This is a genomic window from Streptomyces sp. NPDC058052, from assembly GCF_042885515.1.
Classification (GTDB): Bacteria; Actinomycetota; Actinomycetes; order Streptomycetales; family Streptomycetaceae; genus Streptomyces.
Window position 1 is genome coordinate 154,525 of sequence record NZ_JBHVRX010000008.1, and the last position, 20,716, is coordinate 175,240.

A 20,716-nucleotide genomic window follows, 5' to 3' on the forward strand; every position below is an offset into this window, starting at 1 on the left:
GTCAGAAGGGCTGGGAGATCCCGTGGGCAGAGCACCCGCCGGCGGCTCGCCCAGTCCCGTCTCGGCGGCGGGCAGGGCGCAGACGTAGGCGGTAGAGCGGTCGGTGTCGGGGAGAGGCGCGCCCCGGCCCCAGACCGTCCCGTCCCCTCCAAGCCACCGATCTGATTCGTTCACCCGTTCGCTGAAGGCGGCCTGTGGGACAGTCGGTTCGTGACTCGTCTGGCGGATCCCCTCCGCTTCCTCAGCATGCTCGCGGCATGGGTCGCCACGCCCTGGGCGCTCGCCCCGTACTCCCTGTTCCTCGCCGTGGGATCGGTGGTCCTGCTCGTCTCCGCACTGGCCGTCTTCGTCACGCCCGGCGACAACGGGGTCGAGAGGGAGAAGATCCTCGTCCCGGTCCCGGGTGCGGTGACCATCGGCGTGGTTCTGCTCCACCTCGTCGCGGCGGTCGTCTCCTCCTGGGCGGCCTGGCCGGCATGGGCGGCCATCGTCGTGACCGCACTGGCCACGGCCTCGCTGATCGCCGAACAGCCCCGCTGGCGCGGCCTGCTCACCGTCCAGGGCTAGGCAGTCTCTTACGGATCACCGCACGCGACCCGAGCTGTTGGTGGCGTGCTGGCCTCATGCGACCTGAGCACCGTGTGACCAGGAACCACATCGGGGTGTCGTCCGCGCCCCGTGGGCCAGGTCGAATCCCTGGTGCCGGACCGCACCCAGGCGTACGCGCGGACCGGCCGGCGCAGCGGGCCGAGGCACCGGTTGCGGCGCCCCGGCTCCGCCCGGCGTCAGCCCTGACCGGCGGGACGCAGTTCCCGTTCGAGGGCTGACAGGGCGAACGCGTGGGGGGAGGTGTGCTGCCAGCGGGACCGTCCGAACATCACGTCCTCGGAGAGTCCGCTCAGCATGGCCACGGCTCGGACGGTGAACTCGGAGAGGTCCACATCGGCGAAGTGCCCCAGATCCCGGCCCTCTCTCAGGATGGCTTCGAGTCGCTCGTCCCAGCCGTCCAGCAGCTCCGTGAGGATCCGGCGGCCCGCTTCGTCGTGGCGCTGGGCCAGGACCTGCGTCCACAGTGCGTAGCGTTCGTCGCCCTGGTGGGTGGGCAGGTAGAAGCGGACGAACAGGTCCAGCTTCTCGGCGGGAGACGCGGCCTGGTCGGCGGCCTGCTGAAACCGGGTCCAGAGGTCCGTCTGGCTCCATGCGAGGACTTCGAGCAGGAGCCGGTCCTTCTTTCCGAAGTGGTAGAGGATGTGCCCGGTGCTCATGCCGGCCCGCGCGGCGATGTCCGACATCCGCAGGGCCGCCGTGCCCTTCTCGGCGATGACGCTGACGGCGGCACGCATGGCCCGTTCCCGCGCGTCGTCCCCGCTGGGCTGACGTTTCCTGTCGATCGGGACCCGGGCCCTGGGCCGCGAGGCGGCAGCGGCCTCGACGCCCCTCGGCGAGGTGCGGCGGTCGGGCCCGGTCTCTGACGTCGCCATGAGCTCACTTTCGGTTCCGGGAGATCCAGGTCCCAAGTCTAGGTTCCAAAATTCCAGACCTCTGATCTAGACTAAAAATCTAGTCAGAACGATGGGGCATGACGGCCGACCCTGCGGTCGCCCCGATGACCAGCGGCCCGCCTGCCCTACTCACCCCCCAGGAGACACCCGCATGACGCGCGGATTCGATGTCGTGGAGACCTGTATCGCCGACCTGCGCGCCGCGCTGGAGAAGGGCGAGACGACCGCCGTCGGGCTGCTCGACGCCTACCTCGCACGGATCGAGGCGTACGACCGGCCCGGAACGGCCACCGCCCTGAACGCGATGGTCGTGATGAACCCGCGCGCCCGGGCGGAGGCGGAGGCGTCCGACGCCCGCCGCGCCCGCGCCGAGACGCTGGGCCCGCTGGACGGCATCCCCTACACCGCCAAGGACAGCTACCTCGCCGAAGGACTCACGGCCGCGTCCGGCTCCCCGGCGTTCGAGCACCTCGTCGCCCAGCGCGACGCCTTCGCCATCGAGCGGCTGCGCGCCGGCGGCGCCGTCCTCATCGGCCTCACCAACATGCCGCCGATGGCGAACGGCGGCATGCAGCGCGGCGTGTACGGCCGCGCGGAGAGCCCGTACAGCGCCGACTGGCTCACCAGCGCCTACGGCTCCGGCTCCTCCAACGGCTCCGGCACGGCGACGGCGGCCTCCTTCGGAGCGTTCGGCCTCGGCGAGGAGACCTGGTCATCGGGCCGCGCACCCGCCTCGAACAACGCGCTGTGCGCCTACACCCCCAGCCGCGGCGTGATCTCGGTGCGCGGCAACTGGCCGCTGGTCCCGACCATGGACGTCGTGGTCCCTCACACCCGGACCATGGCCGATCTGCTCGAACTGCTCGACGTCATCGTCGCCGACGACCCCGACACGCGTGGGGACCTGTGGCGCGCCCAGCCGTGGCTGGAGCTGCCCTCGCCGTCGCAGGTGCGCCCCGCGTCCTACCCGGCCCTCGCGCCCGCCGACTCCGAGGCCGCGTCCGGCGCGCTGGCGGGCAAGCGCGTCGGCGTGCCCCGGATGTACATCAACGCCGATCCCGACGCCGGGACGAACCCCGAGGGAGGCATCGGCGGCCAGACCGGCCAGCGCGTCGACACGCGTCCCTCGGTGATCGCCCTGTGGGAGGCCGCCCGCCGCGACCTGGAGGCCGCCGGCGCCGAGGTGGTCGAGGTCGACTTCCCCGTGGTGTCGAACTACGAGTCCGACCGTCCCGGAGCCCCGTCGCTGCTCACGCGCGGACTGGTCCGTCGCGAGTACCTGACCTTCGAGATCGAGGACCTGTCCGCCTGGGCCTGGGACGACTTCCTGCGCGCCAACGGCGACCCGGCACTCTCCACCCTGGCCGACGTCGACGGCGACCGGATCTGGCCCAAGCAGGGGGGCGAGCTGCCCGACCGGTACGAGGGCTTCGACGACACGATCGGCGAGTACCCCCGCTTCGTGCGCGAGCGCCCCTACGCGTCCCTCACCGACATGCCGCTCCTGGAGGAGGGGCTGCGCGGGCTGGAGGAGACGCGCCGCGTCGACCTGGAGCTGTGGATGGACGGGCTCGGCCTGGACGCGGTCGTCTTCCCCGCTGTGGCCGACGTGGGCCCCGCGGACATGGACGTCAGCGTGGCCTCCGCCGACCTGGGCTGGCGCAATGGTGTCTGGGTCGCCAACGGCAACCTGGTCCCCCGCCACCTCGGCATCCCGACCGTGACCGTGCCCATGGGCACCATGACGGACACGGGCATGCCCGTCGGGCTGACCTTCGCGGGCCGCGCCTACGACGACAACGCCCTGCTCTCCCTCGCGGCGGCGTTCGAGAAGACCGGCAGCCGGCGCACGCCCCCGCCGCGCACCCCGCGCCTGCCGGCGCAGTGACCTGACCGCCCCAGGGGAGGGCTGAGGGCCAGGCCCCGGGGCCTGGCCCTCAGCGGTAGGGGTTCGGGGTCCGCCGGTCACCGGTGATGGCAGTCCCAGTGTCCCTTCACCCAGTGGTGATCCCAGTGGGCGGGGACGTAGACCCACTTGTACTGGCGGTCGTGGCTCCAGTGGCCCTTGTGCCAGTCACCGTGCTTGTCGTGATGGCCGGGGTGCCACTTCTTGTGGTGGGTCCACTTCTTCTCCCAGTGGCCCTTCACCCACTTCTTCTCCCAGTGCCCCTTCTTCCACTCGCACCGGTCGTGGTGATCGTGACGGTCACCCACCACGACGGTCGAGACGGATGTGGGCGCGGGTGCCGCGGTGGCCGTGCCGGACATGCCGAGCGCGGCGCCGCCGGCCAGCATTCCCGTCGCGGCGGCACTCGCCACCAGACGACGGGCGCGCATGGACGCGGTCATCGGACGCACCTCCCTCGATCGATCGACTGCCGGAGCACGTCGAGTCCTGCCGTGCGGTTCGGACGGCTGCTTCGTCGTGCAGGGTCACCAGGGATTCGGAGCCGCCCCGCCTGCAGATGAGGAAGCGCCGGAAAACATCGTGATCGGAGTCGGACCGTCGCAGGGCGGAGGGGTCCATGCGAGGTCGGACCGCAGGTCCGGGCCGGTTCCAAGGCCGGCGAGTGGCGGAACGGTGACGGGGGCCGGGGCGGGCGAAGCCGCGCCACCGGGACGCCACCCCGCCCGCAACGCCGGGGGCCGTGACGCCTCCGAGCCCGGGACAGCGGCTTCCGGTGCGGGGCGCCTCCCCGGCCGATCCGTCATCCGTGCCCGGAACGGCTACGAATCCCTCACACAAGAACCCCTCGTCTCCAGGGAGCGGTCATGACCATCACCGCACCACCCTCGACGTCCGGCGCGACGTGCCTCGTCGTGGCTCTGCCCGGCGGTCTGCGCAGCCCGGCCACCGCCCGCCGCATCGCGGCCGGATGGCTGGAGGCGGCCGCGTGCGCCCGGACGGCCGACGCCGTCCTGATCGTGTCCGAGCTCGTCACCAACGCCGTCCGTCACACCCGCGGCCCGTGCCTGCTGGCCCTGGCCGAGCGCGGCGGGTCCCTGGACATCGCGGTCACCGACCGCGGCGAGGCAATGCCCGAGATCCAGCGGCCCGCGGGTGGCGACCACCGGGGCGGGTTCGGCCTGGAGATCATGCACCACCTGGCGGATTCCGTCAGGGTGGTCCCCCGGGTCGGCGGCAAGACCGTCCACGTCTCGCTGCAGGCGCAGGCGCAGGCACCGGCACGCGAGCGCCGGAGGCCACCGTGACGGCCCCCCGCCCCGGTCACGGACTCACCCGGCTGGCCCGGTCACGCGGCACGACCCCGCCGAAGACGGCAGAGTCGAGCACGTCGCACCGCCTGAGCAGGGCGACTCCGTCGCACGCCCGGGCGGCCGACCAGCAGAGGCACGATGACGGGGGACGACCATTGCCTCACCCATCCGATCCGAACGCCCGCCTCGACACGCTCCTGCTCCGGGCGGCCGAGGGCGACCGGGAGGCGTTCGCCCGCGTCTACGACGCACTGGCCCAGCCGGTGATGGGGCTTGCCTGCCGGATCCTGCGGGACGCCGGCCAGGCGGAAGAGGTCACGCAGGACGTCATGATCGAGGTCTGGCGGACGGCGGACCGCTTCCGGCCCGACCTCGGAACGGCGAAGGCGTGGGTGCTCACCCTCACCCACCGGCGTGCCGTGGACCGGGTACGCACCGTCCAGGCGAGCAAGGACCGCGAAGTCCGTGCCGGGATGCTGTCGCCCGACCGGGACGTCGACCAGGTCGTCGAGGCCGTCGAGAACAGCGACGAACGGCGCCGTGTCCATCGCTGTCTGGCGTCCCTGGAACGCTTCCAGCGTGTTCCCCTGGTCCTCGCCTACTACCAGGGCATGACCTACCTGGAGGTGGCACGTGCCCTGTCCACCCCCGAGGGCACGGTGAAGTCCCGCATGCGCAAGGGCCTGGAAAAACTGCGCGCCTGCCTGGAGGCCGGGTCATGACAACGCCAGGAGATCCGCACCTGGGGGCCGCCGCATACGTTCTGCACGCCTTGCCCGCCGCGGAGGAAGCCGCCTTCGAGAATCATCTCGCCGGCTGTGAGACCTGCCGCCAGGACGTCGCCGAGTTCCGGAGGACCGCCGCCCGGCTCGCCTCCGCCGAGACCGCGCCGGTGCCCGAGCAGCTGCGTGCGCGCGTCATGGAGCAGATCTCCCGCACTCCGCAGGACCGGCTCCGTCCCGCCGCCCGGCCGCGTGGCGGCTCCCGCGGCCGGACCGGCCTGCGTCTCGCGCTCGCCGCGAGCATCGCGGCGGCGGCCGTGCTCGGTGCGCTCGCCGCCCGGGAGCATGCGGACGCCGAGGAGGCGCGCGCCCAGGCAGCCCAGGCCCAGGAGCAGGCCCGCACGGCGGGCGGAACCTTCGCGGACGTCCTCACCGCCCCCGACGCCACCGTGCACGCCGGCGAGCTCGCCGACGGAGCCCAGGCGGCCGTCGTCGTCTCGCGCGAGCAGGCCCAGGCCGTCTTCACCGCCCGCGGTCTCCCGGCGCTGCCCAGCGACAAGGCGTACGAACTCTGGTACGCCGACGAGGCCGGCGGCCTGCGCCCCGCGGGCCTTCTGGACAGCACCGGCGACCGGGCGACCCGTGTGCTCGCCGGTCCCCTGGGCGACGCGGTCGCCGTCGGTATCACCGTCGAACCCGCGGGCGGCTCCGCCCAGCCGACCACCGAACCCCTCGGCCTCATCTCCATCGGCGCCTGAACAGCGAGCGACGAAAGCACGCCTCTGCCACCCCCACGGAGTTCCAGGCGATCGGACCGCGGGGTGACGCCCGCCTGAGTGCGTACGGGGTGCGGACGGCACCGGACGCCGGCACCGTCCGCCGGCTCCGTCCGCGGCCGCGCCACCGACGGCGCCTCACCACGGTCGTCAGCCGTCCGCCGCGAAGACGACTCCGCCGGCGTCACCACGGTCGGTCTCACCGTCGAACCGGGCGTGGGGGGGCGTTCGGGTGAACCGCCGGGATCACGCGTCACGGCCGCGGCATACGGATTGTCACATCGGTATGACAACAGCGCACCAGACCTTCCCCCGCCAGGTTCTTCGCCCCGCGCACGGGCCCTTCCCCCGCCGTCCGGAGGAACTGCCCGAGCCGGGCGAGCGGCGCCGGCTGCGCGAGCAGTGGGGCCTGTCGACCCGTCAGGTGGCTCGGGCCTTCGGAGTGACACCGGCCACGGTCCGTTCCTGGGAGTCCGGGCGGTCGACTCCCCGGGGCGCACGCAGGGAGGCGTACCGCCGGTTCCTCGCAGGGCTGGCGCAGCACACCGGCCCCGATGCCGGACCCCCGGCCGCGACCGCGCGCCCGGGGCGGCGGCGCCCTGCGGCGAACCCCTCTCGCACCACCCGGACTTCGTCGGACGGCGTCACGCCGGGCGGACGGCCGGACGCCCACGGCTCCCGGCCGACGGGGCACGAGGGCGCCGGATCGCTGCGGGTGAAGCACGTCGGTCGCGATGCGGCCGATCCCGTGTCGCCCCGGCGGATCCGGCGCCTGCGGCTGCTGGGGGTGGCGGCCTGTACGTGGTCACTCGCCTGGTGGGTCGTCCTCACCTGTCCGCCCCCGCTGTAGCGGCGGCGCTCCGTCCCGTCCCCGCCGGTGGCGCTCACACGATCCCGGTGACGTTCACCCGCACCGCCTCCGGGGGAAGCGCGGCGGCGGCCGCGGCCGCCGCCGCGACGGCCCGGGCCGTACGGGCGGCCTGGTGCTGTGCCCGTACGACGACGTCGACGCGCAGCCCGCTCACCGTGCCACCGGAATCGAAGGTGACGAGCACCGCGCCGCGCGTATCGGCGCCACGGCCGGCGGACGGCACGGTCACGGAGGCCCTCAGCAGACTGCGCAGGCCCGGGCGGAGGCACGCCACGCCCGGGACGCCCAGGACGGCTTCGGCGACCGCGTCGGAGAGGGCGGGCGCGTGTCGGGTTCTCATGGTCTGCGCTCCTGCGGCCGAGGTGGGGGGTCGTGGAGGTCGGTGACGGTGACGTCGAAGGCGGAGACGGCCAGGCCGAGGCGTTCCCTGGCGGCGCGGGCCAGGCTGTCACGCACGGCGTCGGAGGTGGACCTCAGGTCGCGACCGTACTCGGCGGTGATGTCGATCTGGACGGCGACGGGGCCGCGTGCGGGGCTCGTACGGCTGCCGGGCGGGGTGATGCGGCAGCTGCCGGCGCGGACACCGGGGACCTCCTCGGCGGCCGCGCGCAGGGTACGGGCGGCGACGGACTCGTAGATCCAGCTGTTCTCGGCGGCGTCGCCGAGCGGCAGGTCGCGCCCCGGGCGCAGTTCCAGCCGGACCACGTCCATGACGCGCTGTACGAGGGCTGAGTCGTCGAGGCCGGCGGGCCGCGTGGCGGCGGCGGGAAGGGCGGCGGCCCGCAGGTGCTCCAGGTCTGCCACGGCCTGTCGGCAATAGGTGCAGGTGAGGGCGTGGGGGTCGTCGGTGGGTGCGAGGGCCGCCTGTTCCCAGACGGTGGCCAGATCCCGGCCGCACGCCAGGAGTTCGAGGTCCTCGTCGTCGGGGATGTCGCGGGGGTGGGGGGTGCTCATCGCCATGCGGCCATCGCCTCCGTCAGCACGCGCCGGGCCCGGAAGACGCGGGCGCGGACCGCCTCGGGTCTGATCCCCACCGCTTGGCCGATCGCCTCGTAGGGCTGTCCCTCGATCTCACGCAGGACCCAGCAGACCCGCTGTTCCGCGGAGAGCGCGTCCATGGCGTGGGCGAGGTCGCGCACGGCGGCGTGCGATTCGGCGGCGCGGGCGGGTGAGGAGCGGTGGTCCGGAGCCGCCGGTTCGGCGACGGAGTCGAGGCCGGCGGCGGGTCTGCGGGCACGCAGAAGGGTCAGGCACCGGTTGGTGACGATGCGGTGCAGCCAGGTCGCGAACCCTGCCTCGCCCCGGTATTCGGGAAGGCTGCGCCACGCGCTGACGAACGCGTCCTGGACGGCGTCCTCCGCTTCGGCGCGGCTGCCCATCAGGCGCTCGGCGAGCTGGAGCATGGCGCCGGAGTGGGTTCTCACGAGCATCTCGAACGCCTCCTCGTCTCCCTCCGCCGCCCTGACGGCAAGCAGCCGGCCTCCGGGATCGGCCGTGTCCTCGTGCCCGACCGGGCTACACCGAGCACTCACACGCGGGCTCCTTCCAGCCTCCACCGCTTTGACAGCCTCCGCGGGGATTTCGTTACGCCCCATCGATTCGCACTGTCGTCCACCGAATCCACGGAAGAAGTCCGTAACGAATGGTCACCAGGCGCTGTCAAAGGAGTGCCGCTACACCGAGACCAGGCCAGGGAGCAGAGATGACCATGACGCAGGAGAAGGCCCCGACCCGTCACGACCACGTCAACGGGAACGGGACCGGGACCGGGACCGGGACCGGGACCGGCCGAGGAACGGGGCGCACCGAGGTGACCGAACCTGCCGGGACGCGGGGCAGGACGGCGATCGCGGACACCGTGGTCGTCAAGATCGCCGGCCGGGCGGCGCGGGAGGTGCCCGGTGTCCACGACATGGGCGGCGGGCTGTCGCGGACGCTGGGTGCCGTGCGCGACCGGGTCCCGGGCGGGCGTCCGCACGTGGGACGCGGGGTGAAGGTGGAGGTCGGTGAGCGGCAGGCGGCCATCGACGTCGAACTGGTCGTGGAGTACGGCGTCCCCGTGCCCGAGGTCGCCCGCGAGGTCCGCGAGAACGTGATCAGCGCCGTGGAACGGATCACCGGGCTGGAGGTCGTGGAGGTGAACATCGCCGTCACCGACGTCCATCTGCCCGGCGACGACCGTGACGAGTCCGCAGAGACGCGCGTGGCATGACGTCCATGGACCGCTTGTGCAAGCCGTCGTCCATGCGAGGGAGGGAGGCAGCCGTGGGCAAGGACGCTCTGGGGCTGTGGGGTGGGGTGGCGCTGGGATGTGCCGGCTGGTTCGGAGGTTTCGGCGCGTTCCTCCTGGTCGCCGTCCTCGGCGGGGCCGGCTACGCGGCCGGTGGGTTCCTGGAGCGGGGTGGCGACCTGCGCGCCCTGCTGGTCACCGACCGCGGGCGACGGTGACCGGCCCCCAGCGCGGCGTCACGACCGTGACCGACCGCGCCGCGGGGCGGATCGCCCGGCAGGCCGCCGCCGAGGCCACCGCTCCGCTCGGCGGACGGGTGCTGGGCGGCTCCGCCTCCCGCGTCGGGCGTTCCGTCGAGGTGACGGTGGAGGTGGACCTGCCGTTGTCGGCGCCTGTCGACGTGGGCCGGATGGTCCGGGTCCGGAGCCATGTCGTGGACCGGACCCGCCACTTGACCGGCGAGAGCGTCGCGCCCGCGCACATCCGGATCCGCGCACTCGGGATCGACCGGCCCCACCCGCCGACACCGCCCCGGCCCATGGAGCCGGCGCCGGCCGGGGTGGGCAGGCCCTGGTCCCGGCGGCGTCTCGCCACCGCGTGCCTGGCTCTCGCTTCGACCGTCCTGTGCGGCCTGCTGGTGTGGACCGCGCTGTCGTCGTACGTTCCCGGCACCGCCGCGCCGGTGTGGCCACGCGTCGAGAGTCTGGTGCGGGGCGCCGGCAGCTCGGCCGTCGTGCGCCATGGGGCGGTGCCGGTGGCCGCATGGGCGGGAGGGTGGCTGGTCCTCCTGGCCGTCACCCCGGGCGATCGCCGCGCGCTGGCACTCGGCGGCGCGTCTCCGGCCCGGGCCCGGACGACCCGCAAGAACGCCGCCCGCCTCGTACGGGGATCCCTCGTCGACGTCCCCGGGCTGCGCGTGCGCAGCGTCCGATTCACCCCTCGCCGCGTCACGGTACGGGGCGTGTCCGCCTTCGGGTCACCGGAGGACGTCCGGAGCACGGCGCTCGGCGCCGTCGCGGCCGCCGTCGCTTCTCTGCCTCTGCGGCGGACGCCCGCTGTACGCCTCGTCCTGAGGGAAGCCCGCAGTCGACGGGGCGGGAACGCCGATGGCTAGCCGCGCGGCCGTGGCCAACCGCTTGGTGCTCGCTCTCGCGGGAACCGCCCTCCTCGCCGCCGCGGCGAGCGCGGCTCGATGGGGCGAAGGCCCGGTCATGCGCGCGGGTCTTCGCCATGTGGAGCAGGCGGGAGTGGGGGGCTCGCTGCTGGCGGGCCTCGTGGGAACGGCTGCCGGGCTGGTCCTGCTGGCCGCGCAGCTTCCCCGGCGGGCGCCTCGGCGGCTGCGGCTCGCCGCCCCGGGATGCCTGCTGGACAGCCGTGCCGTCCGGCGGGCCGTCCAGGTTGCCTGCTCCACCGTCCCGGGGGTCGACCGGACCCGCTGCCGGCTGACACGCCGCGGGCGGAGGCTGGAACTCTCCCTCACCCTCCGCATCGCCTGCGGGACGGACCCCGGCGAAGTCCTCGCCCACGTCTCCACGGTGGTGGTCCCCCCGTTCGAAGCCCTGCTCGCCCCCCGCCGACTCGTCGCCCGGATCCATCTCACGGTCCGAAGACCCCGCTCTCGCAGAGCCGCGTAGGGCAACGCCGGGGAGCTGTGCGGCAGCGTGACGCGCGCGGTGGCTGAGGGGTGGGCCCACGGACCCGCCGACGACCGCTCCCACGTCACCGTCACGTGACGCGTCGCCCGACCACAGCACTCAGGCGCTCCACGACGTAGGCCCGTCGAGCGCCTCCGGCTTACCGGAGCACGACCGTGACGCCGCGCTGTTCGAGGAGCTGCACGATCTCCTCGAAGGAGGAGAGTCCCTCCTCCGGGTCCCCCACCACGTCCCTCAGCGCGCGGCGGGCGACCCTGGAGTCGTGCCAGGTCAAGGTGAAGGGCGGAACCACTCCGAACCCGCCGCACAGACAGTCCTTGAAGGCGTTCCACTCTCGGCCGAAGTAGCGGCCGGGTCCGAGCAGGGCCTCGGCGATCGCGCAGTGCAGCCCCGGGACGTCGGTCACGAACCGGCCGTCGAGGTGGTACTCGCCGCCGGAGCGGTCCGGTCGGGGCGCGGGCACCCGCCAGGCACGGGTGGTGAGGTCGAGCCAGGCGGCCCTGCCCTGCGAGTCGTACGGCGCCCACAGGTTGGGCTCGGCCGGCGGGCCCTGATGTCACCGCACCCAGATCGGGCGGACCGCCGGCGAGGGACGGTCGTCTCCACCATCGGTGAGCGTGATGTCGACGAGCGCGCCACCGAGCACGGACGGCCGCGCTCCGGTGATGGCCAGACCCACGCAGCAGGAGGCCATCACGGCACCATGCCGATCCAGCACCAGGAGACGGGCCCAGTCCCGCTCCGACCGACGGGGTCGCCGCAACGCCGCGAGCAGGGGCTCCGTGGGCTCACAGCCGATCAGCTCCATCGGAACGGGTGCCGGGTCCGCTCGGTCCCTGAACAGGCCATCCACGGCAGAGCACCGGCCCGCACCTGACGCAGCGGCCGTCGTTCCCGCGAAGAGCTCGAAGCGCGGCGCCGCGGGCAGTTCGAAGAAGCTCTCCTCACTCCTGACACCGGCGCCGAGCACCACGTCGTACCGCTCCGGATCGGCCGGGTGGGGCCGATGGGCCACCACGACCGCGTCGACGAGAGTCCACCACTGCACAGGCGCCTCGCCGTCCCAGACCTCGACGCAGACGTCGCCCAGACTGCGCGGTGAGGATTCGGGATCGGCCAGGACATCGCCGAGGAGACCGCCGGGGCGGTATCCGCGGAGCGTCAGGACCTCCCGTGGCGGTGGAACCGGATCGACGAACAACCCTTCGATGCCCGCGCACCTCCCCCAGAGCTGCTCCCCACCGTCCTCGCCCTCCTGAACCAGGAGGTACTTCACCGGAAAGCCCCGGTCCCACCCCGTGTCATCTGCGATACGCAACAAACCCCCGAACATATGAACAACCTTCACCGACCATACGAGCCGAGCACGAGCGATGCGCCCCAGGGCCCGGTTCCCGAGCGAAGAAGCGATGCGCGTCAGCCGGGCGACGCCGTGGATGCGGCGGGAACCGTGGGGTGGGCCGCGAGGCGACGTGCTTCGGCCGTGACCTCGGCGTCGACCTGGTCCAGGGTTCTGTCGCCGTGATCGAGGATGTCGTACTCGTCGTCGAGTTCGGCGAGGCGCTCGGTCAGGGGAAGCTGATGCCCGTGGCGCTGGTGAATCCGGAAGGTGAATTGCCGGGGCGTGAGCTCTCCGGCGAGCATGCGGCGGGCGAGGGCTCGGGCGGCGGCTTCCTGGCCGGCCTCGCTGTCGACCGGACAGAAGGCGAGGCCGAGTTCGGCGAGAGCCGTGGGAAGCAGGTGGTGGACGTCGTAGTCCGCCTCGGCGCGCGTGCAGGCGGCGAGGATCCGAAGGCCGGGGGTGTCGAGTCCGGCGACGAGCGCATCACAGGCGGCCTTCACGACATCGCTCGCGCGGATATCCCCCGCGCTCCAGAGGGCGGCATGGTCCTGTAGGGCGATTGCTGCTGCGGTCGACGTCACCCGTCCATGATTCTCTTCATGGCACGTCCGGGCGACCGGATTTCGTCGCGGGTGCTGTGCTCCGGACTGCTCGTCCGTGCCTGCCCCGCAGCGCCCACGGCGCGGTACCCGCACCTCAAGATCGCAATGATCTAGATTGCCCGCTTATGGGAGAAAGCGGCAGAATCACCCGTAGGTCGATGCTGAAGGCGATCCCCGTCGCGGGTCTGGCGGCGGCAGCCAGCGGGTCTCTGGGCTGGCGGCGCGAGGCCGCGGCGTCGACCTCCTTCCCGCAGCCCGCTGTCACGACCTCGCGGCCGGCCCCCGATTCGGCCTCGCCGGTGCTGGAGCAGACGCTCGACGTCCGGTTCACAGAGGTCTCGGTGCCGGGATACGGCCGGCTCACCACGCGCACGTACAACGGGACGATCCCGGGCCCGACCCTGCGCGTCCGCGGCGGGCAGACTCTGCGTCTCACACACATCAACGGTCTACCGCCCAACCCGCCCCACACCGGCGGCCACAACACACCGCACCACCCCAACAGCTTCAATCTGCACACCCACGGGATGCACGTCTCCCCGTCAGGGCTCGCCGACAACGTGCTGCGCGAGTTCGCGCCCCGCACCCCGGACGAGGTCGCCGCCGGCGCCCCGGAGCCGCGGTACGCGACGACCGTCCACGTGCCGGCCGACCACCCCGCCGGAACCTACTGGTACCACCCGCATCTGCACGGTGCCATCGCCGAGCAGATCGTCGGCGGCATGACCGGTGTGATCATCGTCGAGGGCGACGTGGACGAGGTCCCCGAGATCAGGGATGCCGCCGACCTTGTGGTGTGCATCAACGAACTCAAGGTCAAGAACGGCAAGATCCCGGCTTTCACCTCGGGCGCCTGGGTGACCGGCGTCCCTTCGACCTTCACCGTCAACGGCACGGTCAACCCGACCCTCCGGCTCCGCCCCGGTGAGGTCCAGCGTTGGCGGCTGGTCGCCGCGACCGCGTTCACCGCCCTGCGGCTCCGGGTCGCCGGAGACCGCGAAGACCTCCGGATGCACCAGATCGCGCAGGACGGCGTCACCTTCGCCAGGCCCGTCGCCCAGGACCTGCTGGACCTGTCCATGGGCAACCGCGCCGATGTCCTGATCCGGGGCGGCGCCCCCGGCCGGTACGAACTACGGGCGGAAGGGGTCCCCGGGCCGCTGATGACGATCGAGGTCGCGGGAGAGCCCCGCCGGCCGACGATGGAACTGCCTACCGTCCTTCCGCAGGGCAAACCGTTCCTCGACGAGAGGGACATCGCCAACCCCCACGCGGACCGGGAGGTGATCTTCCACGCCGACGCGCGCGTCTTCACCGGGGCGTTCCCGAACGCCTTCCGCGTCCTGGGCACCGGCGCCACCCCAGCGGCCGACCCCGACGGCGATCTCACCCACGACCCCGCCTACGGCCTGTTCGACCCCGGCCACACCAACCACACCTTGCGCCTCGGCACCATCGAGCGCTGGAGCATCCGTACGGACGAAACCGTGCCGGCGCACAGCCATCCCTTCCACCTGCACACGAACCAGGTCCTCCTCACCCACCGCAACGGCCGGCGGCTCGACCCGCCGATCTGGCACGACACCATCGGCCTGGCCGGCGGCAGACCCGGAGACTCGGCCACCTTCCTGGTCAAGTACGAGGACTTCACCGGCCGCACCATCGCCCACTGCCACCAGCTCCACCACGAAGACCTCGGCATGATGCAGGCCGTCCACTACGTCGGCCCTCCGACGAACTCGGCGACAAACGCTCCCCCGCCCAGGATCCTCACGCTCCGGTAGGCGTCTACGACTTCACCCATGCGTGAGAGGCCCCCACACTCTCCACGAGGTGGGTCGGATCCCTGCCCGTCGGGGTGCGGAGGGGAGCAGAGAACCCTCATCTCGCACACGCGTACGTCAACCCGACACCCTTCGATTCAACCCCTCGGGTGGCGCATGGGCGCCAGGCAGCGGTGTCATCAGGTCAGCACGGGAGGTACGCGCGCGGGCGGTGTTCCAGGGGTGACCGGCGGGGCGGTGCGTCCGGCCCCGCGGGGGCGGCGGTGCCATGGGCGACCGTGTCGACAGGGGTAAACCCACCGGACGGCGCTGGCCAGGATCTCTCCACCCCGGCTGTACCGGGCGCCGTGGAGGCGGTGAGCTACGGAGCGTTCCGGATCCCTCCTCCCACCCTGTCGGTGACCGGGCTCTCGGGGAGAGCGGGGATGCCTCGCACCATCGACCGAATGGAGACGTCACCATGGGTACACCCCCTTCCGTCCCGCTCCGGGTCGCCCTCGTCAACGGAAGCTTCGAGGAACCCTCCGTCAGCGACATGGCCTTCCTGCCGGACGCCTCCCAGACCCAGGCTCCGCGGCACGTCCCGGGCTGGCTCACCACCGCCACCGACCACATGGTCGAGTTGTGGCACTCCGGCTTCAACGGCGTGCCGTCCGCGGAGGGCGACCAGTTCGCCGAGCTCAACGCCAACCAGGTCTCCACCCTCTACCAGGACCTTCCGACCACTCCCGGCTCCCGGCTGTACTGGCGGCTCTACCACCGCGGCCGGCAGGGGCAGGACACCATGGCCCTGGACATCGGCGCCCCGGGCAGCGTGGTCGAGCAGCGCACCTTCACCGACGGCAACACGGCATGGGGGTACTACACCGGCACCTACACCGTCCCGGCCGGGCAGACCACCACCCGTTTCGCCTTCCGTTCCGTCTCGGCCGCGGGCGGCAACCGCGGAATCGGCAACTTCCTCGACGGCGTGTTCTTCGGCACCGCCCCGTACGTGGTGCTGACCAAGACCGCCGTGCCGGCCGGTCCGCTGGACGTCGGCGATGTCGTCACGTACCGGATCACCGCCAGGAACGAGGGAGGCGGCGCCGCCGAGCGGCTCACTCTCACCGATGTCCTGCCCGCGGGAACCACCTACGTGCCCGGATCGCTGCGGATCATCGACGGTCCGAACGCGGGAGCGAAGACCGATCAAGCGGGTGACGACCACGCCGCCTACGACCCCGCGGCCGGCGCGGTCGTCTTCCGGCTCGGCACCGGCGCCTCCGCGTCCCAGGGCGGCAGCCTGGCCAACACCGCGGCCCTGCCGGGAGGCACCACCGTCGAGTACCGGGTCACGCTCGGCCTGGAGACGGCGGGCACCCGCGTCACGAACACCGCTGCCGCCACGTACGAAAACCGTCTCGGTGCCACCCCGGAGCCGCTGTCGGCCACGTCCGACGAGGCCGTGACCGAGGTCAGGCCCGCCGCGGACCTGAACGTGACGAAGTCCGCAGACGCGACCACCGTGACCGTCGGGCAGACCGTGACGTACCGCCTGACCGTCCACAACGCCGGCCCCAGCCCGGCGACCGGCGTCACGGTCACCGACCGGCTCCCGAACGGGCTCGTCTTCCTGTCCGCCGACGCCGACCTCGGGTCCTACTCCCCCGGGACCGGTCAATGGGCGGTCGGCACGCTGGCCGTGGGAGCCCGCGCGACCCTCACTCTGCGGGCCAAGGCCACCAGGCCCCTCCGCGTCACCAACACCGCCACCGTCACCGCCGCCGAGAAGGACCCCGACCCGTCCGACAACACCGACTCCGTCACCGTGTGCGTCGAACCCGCCCCGGCCTGCTGCACCCCCTGCGTGCCCCGGAGCTGAGCCGCCCCGCGTCGCCGGGACGCGCGTCCCGGCGACGCGGGCGTCCTCGTCCTCTCCGTGCGGCCGACGGCCACGCGGAGAGGATCCGGTCCAAGAACGGGGATGAGGCGATCCTGAAGCCGAGGGCCGTCCCCGCGTGCGTGAGGCAGAGATCCGGCTATCGGCGTGAGATCGTCGGCTGGAGGCGTGGGGCCGGGGCGGGAACTACTGCGCACGAAGCCGATGAGTTCCCGCGACGCGGCGGGTCTTCCTCTGGAGACGCTGGAGACGCTGGAGACGACCGACGGAGGAAGCCGTGGAAGATGTCTGGTCGATGGTCCACGCCGAGCGTGCGGCTCTGGTCGATGACCTTGAGCACCTCGATGATGAGCAGTGGGAGGTACCGTCGCTCTGTGCCGCGTGGACGGTGCACGACGTGGTCGCCCACCTGACCGACACGGCTCGGACGACGCGGCTGGGTTTCCTGGTCGGCCTCGCCCGGGCGCGGTTCGACTTCGATCGCCAGAACGCCCGCGGTGTCGAGCGCGAACGCGGCACCACGCCGCAGGAGACGCTGGAGCGGTTTCGCCAGGTGGCGTCGCGCAGGTCGACCCCGCCGGCGCCTCTCGACAGCCGACTCGTCGAGGAGATCGTGCACGGCGAGGACATTCGTCGCCCGCTGGGACTCTCCCGCACCTACCCGGGGGAGGCTGTCGTCAGATCACTTCGCCTGCAGACTCGGACTCCCGCGTCCTTCGGCGGGGCCAAAGAGCTCGTGGCCCGCACCCGGCTGACGGCTACGGACGCCGACGTGTCGATCGGCGAGGGTCCAGAGGTCCGCGGGCCCGCGCTCTCGCTCCTCCTGGCGGTCTGCCGGCGGCGAGTGGCGCTGGACGACCTTGACGGACCGGGCCTCACCGCGCTGGCTGCAGCGATGTGACGACCTGTCTTCGAGCCGTCTTCACCCGCGAGCGATGCCCCTGCCCCTGCCCACGTCCATGTCCATGTCCACGTCCATGTCCACGTCCATGTCCATGTCCACGTCCATGTCCATGTCCACGTCCAGCGGAGGCCGATACGGGGCTGCCGACCAGCGGATGCGGCCCGGCGGCCGACTGCACCTCAAGGACGCATCACCGCTGAGGTTAGGGTCGATGCCATGGATGATGCAGCCGCGTTCGAGAGCGCCCTGTTCCGGGACGGCGAGCCGTACGACGTCGCCTTCGACAGCCTCTGGGTGACGTACGGTGAGTTCTGGCTGGTCTCTACGGCCGGCTGTTCCGTGGATGTCTCTACGGCCATTCCCACGGCGGACTCGATCGTCACCAACGGTGGCGCCGTCGGGATTCCGGCGAAGAGCTCGGCAGGCCACATGGCCATGGCGCTCTCCCTCTGGTCGGCCACGCCGCCCGACGGACGAGGGATCCCGCTCGGCTCGTCCTCGATCACGGTGGAAGGACGCGAACTCAGCCTCGTCAACGTCGAAGGACGGGAGCCCGCCCCCGCACTCGTCGTGGAGGAGGACGGAACGTATCAAGTACGCGTGTGGAGGTCGGAGTTGGGGAGGGGAACGCCACGGAGTTCTTCGACATCCGTGTATGGCAGGACCCCGCCTCCGACTGAGACGGGGCACCCTTCCGCCCCCTCCACCACTTCGGAAGCGTAGTGATCTTCACTCAGGTCTGTCCCTCAGAGAGAGCTCGGCCCCCGTACGCCCTGGCTACCGGGCGGTGCCCTGTCCGATCGCACGGAGGACATCGGCGAGCCAGACCAGGTGATGGCCCACGGCTCGGTCCGGGTCGGCGAGTAGATCTTCAAGGTGCTGCCACGACTCGGAGAGCTGCCCGATCGTGACCGTTCCCGGTTCGTTGGGGACGTCGTAGAGTTCTTCGCCCGGAACGGACCAGAAGTAGTCGTGTTCGAGTTCCACCGTGCTGCCGGCTGACGCTTCGACGTGGCGCAGTGCCAGCTCGAAGACGTGCCGCAGCTGATCGAGCGGGATCTGCAGAGGTTCGCTGTCCATGCGCTCATCTTGCCGATCAAGGGCCCGCCGGGCCGAACCGAGGAGCCCGGTACTGCCCTGAACCCCAACTCGATGGTGTTGGGGTGGCGAGGGCAGGTGTGTGTGCGAAACCGCGCGCCGGGCCATAGTGACTGCAGGGTTCACGAGGGCCCTGCCTGGCTCAGGATGCCGAGTCTCCAAGCAATCACCGTGGTTGAGGGGTGCGGTCGACCCGCCGGACGCTGGTGCTCCATGCCGCTCAGACCGATGAACTGGGGAATCCATGGATACGACTCCACCCGCACCACGCCCGGCCTCCGGGCCAGGGGGGCCGAGCCGGGACGAGGCTGCTCCGACACCTCCGGAACCGGGCACGGTTGCCCCAGCATCGCCCCCTCCGCCGCAGGACCAACCGAGAGCGACCCCGCCAGCCCCGTCAGCCCCGACCGCGACGCCCTCTCCTCCCCTCACGCCCGTTTCTCCGCCTCCCCCGGAAACAACAGAGGCGCCGCCGCAGACCGCGTGGGACGTTCTGGCCGACGAGCGGCTGCCGGGATTCCGTCGGCTGGCGGCCAAACACCGGGCGCTCTACATGGCCGTCGCGATCGTTGCCGTCCTGGGCGGCCTTCTGTCCGCCTACTACGCGAACTACCTCCTGGACAGGACCACGGCGGACGACCGGGCGCGCACAGAAAGGAAGGCCGCCACTACCGCCGACCGCGAACAGCCCGCTTTCGTCGCCACGTTCACTCCCCGCGACATCGAGCAGGACCCGCCGGAGAACTTCATCGTGCTGCTGGACCGGAAACTGACCGCCGACGAGCAGGCAGGGCTCACCGCCACTGATGCCGGAGGCGACGGGCTCGACGTGTGGCGCTTCCTGAAGCCGCTGGGAGGACGACTCCTGGAGTACGCGGAACCCCAGGCATTCCCGAACGACGGCTTGGAGGACGGCCGCTACACACCGGACTGGCGCTGGTCCCAGTCGTTCAACCTGAACCTCAACAGCGACCGTATCGCCGGACTCACGATCAACAGCATGACCGCCGTCAAGGACTCGTGCCGCCCGTCGAACGCACAGACCGTCGTCGACCTGCCACCGGCCGGCGCCGAGGGCCGACAGGGCCTGATGTGGGATCTGACCGGGGGCGCGAAGGGCCGAACGTTCGGGCCGTATGTCCTGGACGAGGGCGAAGACCAGGGCAAACTGTTCTTCCGTCACCACGTCATCGAGCTGGGCAACGGGCAGTCCAACATGGCCATGCACATCCAGCCACGCGTATCCGACCAGACGTGCACGTGGCACATCGACGCGTCGTACACGGACACCTCCGGCACGCACACCCGGCGCATCCCGGACGGCACCGAAAGCTTCACCACTGAGTCCGTGCCACAGAAGCCCGCCCAGTACTTCCAGCACGTCATCGGCGAAGGATGGGGTTGCACGGGCCAGGTGATCCGGAAAAACTGTCCGGCGGCCGAATGGGTCGAGAAGCTGCCCCCTGAGTGGCTGGGACAGACGAGTGAGTGACGACGCCGGCACAGCAGCGTGGGTGAGCCCCTGTGGTGGCGCCCCTTTCGGCGGCAGCGGTGCTGGACCCACCGAGGCGGTCGGGCACGAGGCCGGCCGGCCATCGGGGTTACGTCGGGCTCCTCGCGGGCGGTTGCGTCGATGCGGGCGAACCCGTCCGGCATCCGAAAGGTACGAGTCCTCGGTTCTCAGAACCCGTCGCCCCACCCGAAGGTGACGTTGTACGCACGCTGGAGTGCGTGCCGGCCGTGGTCCCCGTCGGCGTAGGCCCACACAACGGCGGCGGAGAACCAGAGCAGAAAGACTCCGCTGACGACGCCCAGCGCGACGGGCTTGCCGTACCAGCCGAGGAGGACCACGGCGATCGTCACGATCGCCACGCCGAGATGGGCCCCCCGCAAGTCGAGCGACGCGGCCTTGCGCGCCTCTCTGCGTTCGGCCCGTTCCGCGGCGAGGCGTTCCTCTCGAACAGACTGAGGTTCGTTCTCGTCGAAGTTCATCTCATCCCCCTTGCCCTTGACGCTACACGGCCCCGGACCACGTCAGCAGAGGGGCACCGCAAGGTGAGGAGTCTCGCGGCATGCACGGAGACAGAAGGCCAGCTCGGCTCTGGAGCACGCCGTGGTGGACAAGGCGG

Annotated in this window: 25 protein-coding genes; 15 read left to right on the forward strand and 10 right to left on the reverse strand. The window is 71.8% G+C overall.

Going from position 1 to position 20,716, the window contains the following annotated elements:
* The first annotated feature begins 210 nt into the window (after positions 1-210).
* Entirely contained in the window at positions 211-567 is a 357-nt protein-coding gene (locus ACFVU3_RS14120; RefSeq protein WP_390066147.1) for a hypothetical protein, read from the forward strand.
* A 218-nt stretch (positions 568-785) separates the two neighbouring features.
* Here the strand turns inward: ACFVU3_RS14120 and ACFVU3_RS14125 are convergent, their stop codons facing one another.
* Positions 786-1,481 (reverse strand): TetR/AcrR family transcriptional regulator, encoded by a 696-nt coding sequence (locus ACFVU3_RS14125; protein WP_390066148.1) that lies wholly within the window; start codon positions 1,479-1,481, stop codon positions 786-788.
* 172 nt (positions 1,482-1,653) lie between these two features.
* On the opposite strand from ACFVU3_RS14125, the gene ACFVU3_RS14130 reads away from it, so the two are divergent.
* Entirely contained in the window at positions 1,654-3,390 is a 1,737-nt protein-coding gene (locus tag ACFVU3_RS14130; RefSeq protein ID WP_390066149.1) for an amidase, read from the forward strand.
* A 77-nt stretch (positions 3,391-3,467) separates the two neighbouring features.
* Here the strand turns inward: ACFVU3_RS14130 and ACFVU3_RS14135 are convergent, their stop codons facing one another.
* Complete coding sequence (locus ACFVU3_RS14135) at positions 3,468-3,851, reverse strand: hypothetical protein (RefSeq protein ID WP_390066150.1); 384 nt, start codon at positions 3,849-3,851, stop codon at positions 3,468-3,470.
* Positions 3,852-4,274: 423 nt separating this feature from the next.
* On the opposite strand from ACFVU3_RS14135, the gene ACFVU3_RS14140 reads away from it, so the two are divergent.
* From ACFVU3_RS14140 to ACFVU3_RS14155, 4 genes are all read left to right on the forward strand, one after another.
* Positions 4,275-4,715 carry an ATP-binding protein gene (locus ACFVU3_RS14140; protein WP_390066151.1) on the forward strand — a complete coding sequence of 147 codons (441 nt, stop codon included), beginning with the start codon at positions 4,275-4,277 and terminating at the stop codon, positions 4,713-4,715.
* 161 nt (positions 4,716-4,876) lie between these two features.
* Positions 4,877-5,443 carry an ECF RNA polymerase sigma factor SigK gene (gene sigK, locus ACFVU3_RS14145; RefSeq protein ID WP_390066152.1) on the forward strand — a complete coding sequence of 189 codons (567 nt, stop codon included), beginning with the start codon at positions 4,877-4,879 and terminating at the stop codon, positions 5,441-5,443.
* Positions 5,440-6,201 (forward strand): anti-sigma factor domain-containing protein, encoded by a 762-nt coding sequence (locus ACFVU3_RS14150; protein WP_390066153.1) that lies wholly within the window; start codon positions 5,440-5,442, stop codon positions 6,199-6,201. The genes sigK and ACFVU3_RS14150 overlap by 4 nt, the downstream gene beginning before the upstream one ends.
* A 304-nt stretch (positions 6,202-6,505) precedes the next feature.
* Positions 6,506-7,069 (forward strand): helix-turn-helix domain-containing protein, encoded by a 564-nt coding sequence (locus ACFVU3_RS14155; protein ID WP_390066154.1) that lies wholly within the window; start codon positions 6,506-6,508, stop codon positions 7,067-7,069.
* 34 nt (positions 7,070-7,103) lie between these two features.
* Here the strand turns inward: ACFVU3_RS14155 and ACFVU3_RS14160 are convergent, their stop codons facing one another.
* From ACFVU3_RS14160 to ACFVU3_RS14170, 3 genes are read right to left on the reverse strand one after another with little or no spacing between them, the layout of a single operon-like run.
* Positions 7,104-7,430, reverse strand: a complete 327-nt coding sequence (locus ACFVU3_RS14160) for an Asp23/Gls24 family envelope stress response protein (RefSeq protein ID WP_390066155.1) — start codon at positions 7,428-7,430, stop codon at positions 7,104-7,106.
* Complete coding sequence (locus ACFVU3_RS14165) at positions 7,427-8,050, reverse strand: Asp23/Gls24 family envelope stress response protein (RefSeq protein WP_390066156.1); 624 nt, start codon at positions 8,048-8,050, stop codon at positions 7,427-7,429. The genes ACFVU3_RS14160 and ACFVU3_RS14165 overlap by 4 nt, the downstream gene beginning before the upstream one ends.
* Entirely contained in the window at positions 8,041-8,520 is a 480-nt protein-coding gene (locus ACFVU3_RS14170; RefSeq protein WP_390066157.1) for an RNA polymerase sigma factor, read from the reverse strand. The genes ACFVU3_RS14165 and ACFVU3_RS14170 overlap by 10 nt, the downstream gene beginning before the upstream one ends.
* A 272-nt stretch (positions 8,521-8,792) precedes the next feature.
* Here ACFVU3_RS14170 and ACFVU3_RS14175 point away from each other — a divergent pair, with 272 nt between their 5' ends.
* The 4 genes from ACFVU3_RS14175 to ACFVU3_RS14190 are packed head-to-tail and all read left to right on the forward strand — an operon-like array spanning position 8,793 to position 10,954.
* Entirely contained in the window at positions 8,793-9,302 is a 510-nt protein-coding gene (locus ACFVU3_RS14175) for an Asp23/Gls24 family envelope stress response protein (protein WP_390066158.1), read from the forward strand.
* Positions 9,303-9,355: 53 nt separating this feature from the next.
* Positions 9,356-9,538, forward strand: coding sequence for a hypothetical protein (locus ACFVU3_RS14180; RefSeq protein ID WP_390066159.1), 183 nt, complete (start codon positions 9,356-9,358; stop codon positions 9,536-9,538).
* Between the two features lie 26 nt (positions 9,539-9,564).
* Positions 9,565-10,434, forward strand: coding sequence for a DUF6286 domain-containing protein (locus tag ACFVU3_RS14185; protein WP_390066160.1), 870 nt, complete (start codon positions 9,565-9,567; stop codon positions 10,432-10,434).
* A complete protein-coding gene (locus ACFVU3_RS14190; RefSeq protein WP_390066161.1) occupies positions 10,427-10,954 on the forward strand; it encodes a hypothetical protein in 528 nt (175 codons plus the stop codon). Before ACFVU3_RS14185 ends, ACFVU3_RS14190 begins: the two co-directional genes overlap by 8 nt.
* Positions 10,955-11,114: 160 nt before the next feature.
* Here ACFVU3_RS14190 and ACFVU3_RS14195 read toward each other — a convergent pair whose 3' ends face one another.
* From ACFVU3_RS14195 to ACFVU3_RS14205, 3 genes are all read right to left on the reverse strand, one after another.
* Positions 11,115-11,438, reverse strand: a complete 324-nt coding sequence (locus ACFVU3_RS14195; RefSeq protein ID WP_390066162.1) for a barstar family protein — start codon at positions 11,436-11,438, stop codon at positions 11,115-11,117.
* Between the two features lie 93 nt (positions 11,439-11,531).
* Positions 11,532-12,296 carry a hypothetical protein gene (locus ACFVU3_RS14200; RefSeq protein WP_390066163.1) on the reverse strand — a complete coding sequence of 255 codons (765 nt, stop codon included), beginning with the start codon at positions 12,294-12,296 and terminating at the stop codon, positions 11,532-11,534.
* A gap of 95 nt (positions 12,297-12,391) precedes the next feature.
* Complete coding sequence (locus ACFVU3_RS14205; RefSeq protein ID WP_390066164.1) at positions 12,392-12,898, reverse strand: hypothetical protein; 507 nt, start codon at positions 12,896-12,898, stop codon at positions 12,392-12,394.
* Positions 12,899-13,077: 179 nt separating this feature from the next.
* Between ACFVU3_RS14205 and ACFVU3_RS14210 the strand changes: the two genes are divergently transcribed.
* The 4 genes from ACFVU3_RS14210 to ACFVU3_RS14225 all read left to right on the forward strand — a co-directional run bounded on the left by ACFVU3_RS14210 (position 13,078) and on the right by ACFVU3_RS14225 (position 18,212).
* Complete coding sequence (locus ACFVU3_RS14210; protein ID WP_390066165.1) at positions 13,078-14,703, forward strand: multicopper oxidase family protein; 1,626 nt, start codon at positions 13,078-13,080, stop codon at positions 14,701-14,703.
* A gap of 460 nt (positions 14,704-15,163) precedes the next feature.
* The gene (locus ACFVU3_RS14215; protein WP_390066166.1) at positions 15,164-16,567 is read left to right on the forward strand and encodes a hypothetical protein; all 1,404 of its coding nucleotides are present in this window, start codon (positions 15,164-15,166) and stop codon (positions 16,565-16,567) included.
* 313 nt (positions 16,568-16,880) lie between these two features.
* The gene (locus ACFVU3_RS14220) at positions 16,881-17,486 is read left to right on the forward strand and encodes a maleylpyruvate isomerase family mycothiol-dependent enzyme (protein ID WP_390066275.1); all 606 of its coding nucleotides are present in this window, start codon (positions 16,881-16,883) and stop codon (positions 17,484-17,486) included.
* Positions 17,487-17,705: 219 nt separating this feature from the next.
* Entirely contained in the window at positions 17,706-18,212 is a 507-nt protein-coding gene (locus ACFVU3_RS14225; RefSeq protein ID WP_390066167.1) for a hypothetical protein, read from the forward strand.
* Between the two features lie 54 nt (positions 18,213-18,266).
* Here the strand turns inward: ACFVU3_RS14225 and ACFVU3_RS14230 are convergent, their stop codons facing one another.
* Complete coding sequence (locus ACFVU3_RS14230; RefSeq protein ID WP_390066168.1) at positions 18,267-18,569, reverse strand: hypothetical protein; 303 nt, start codon at positions 18,567-18,569, stop codon at positions 18,267-18,269.
* Positions 18,570-19,140: 571 nt separating this feature from the next.
* On the opposite strand from ACFVU3_RS14230, the gene ACFVU3_RS14235 reads away from it, so the two are divergent.
* The gene (locus tag ACFVU3_RS14235; protein WP_390066169.1) at positions 19,141-20,079 is read left to right on the forward strand and encodes a hypothetical protein; all 939 of its coding nucleotides are present in this window, start codon (positions 19,141-19,143) and stop codon (positions 20,077-20,079) included.
* A 188-nt stretch (positions 20,080-20,267) separates the two neighbouring features.
* Here ACFVU3_RS14235 and ACFVU3_RS14240 read toward each other — a convergent pair whose 3' ends face one another.
* The gene (locus tag ACFVU3_RS14240; protein WP_390066170.1) at positions 20,268-20,579 is read right to left on the reverse strand and encodes a hypothetical protein; all 312 of its coding nucleotides are present in this window, start codon (positions 20,577-20,579) and stop codon (positions 20,268-20,270) included.
* Between the last annotated feature and the right edge of the window lie 137 nt (positions 20,580-20,716).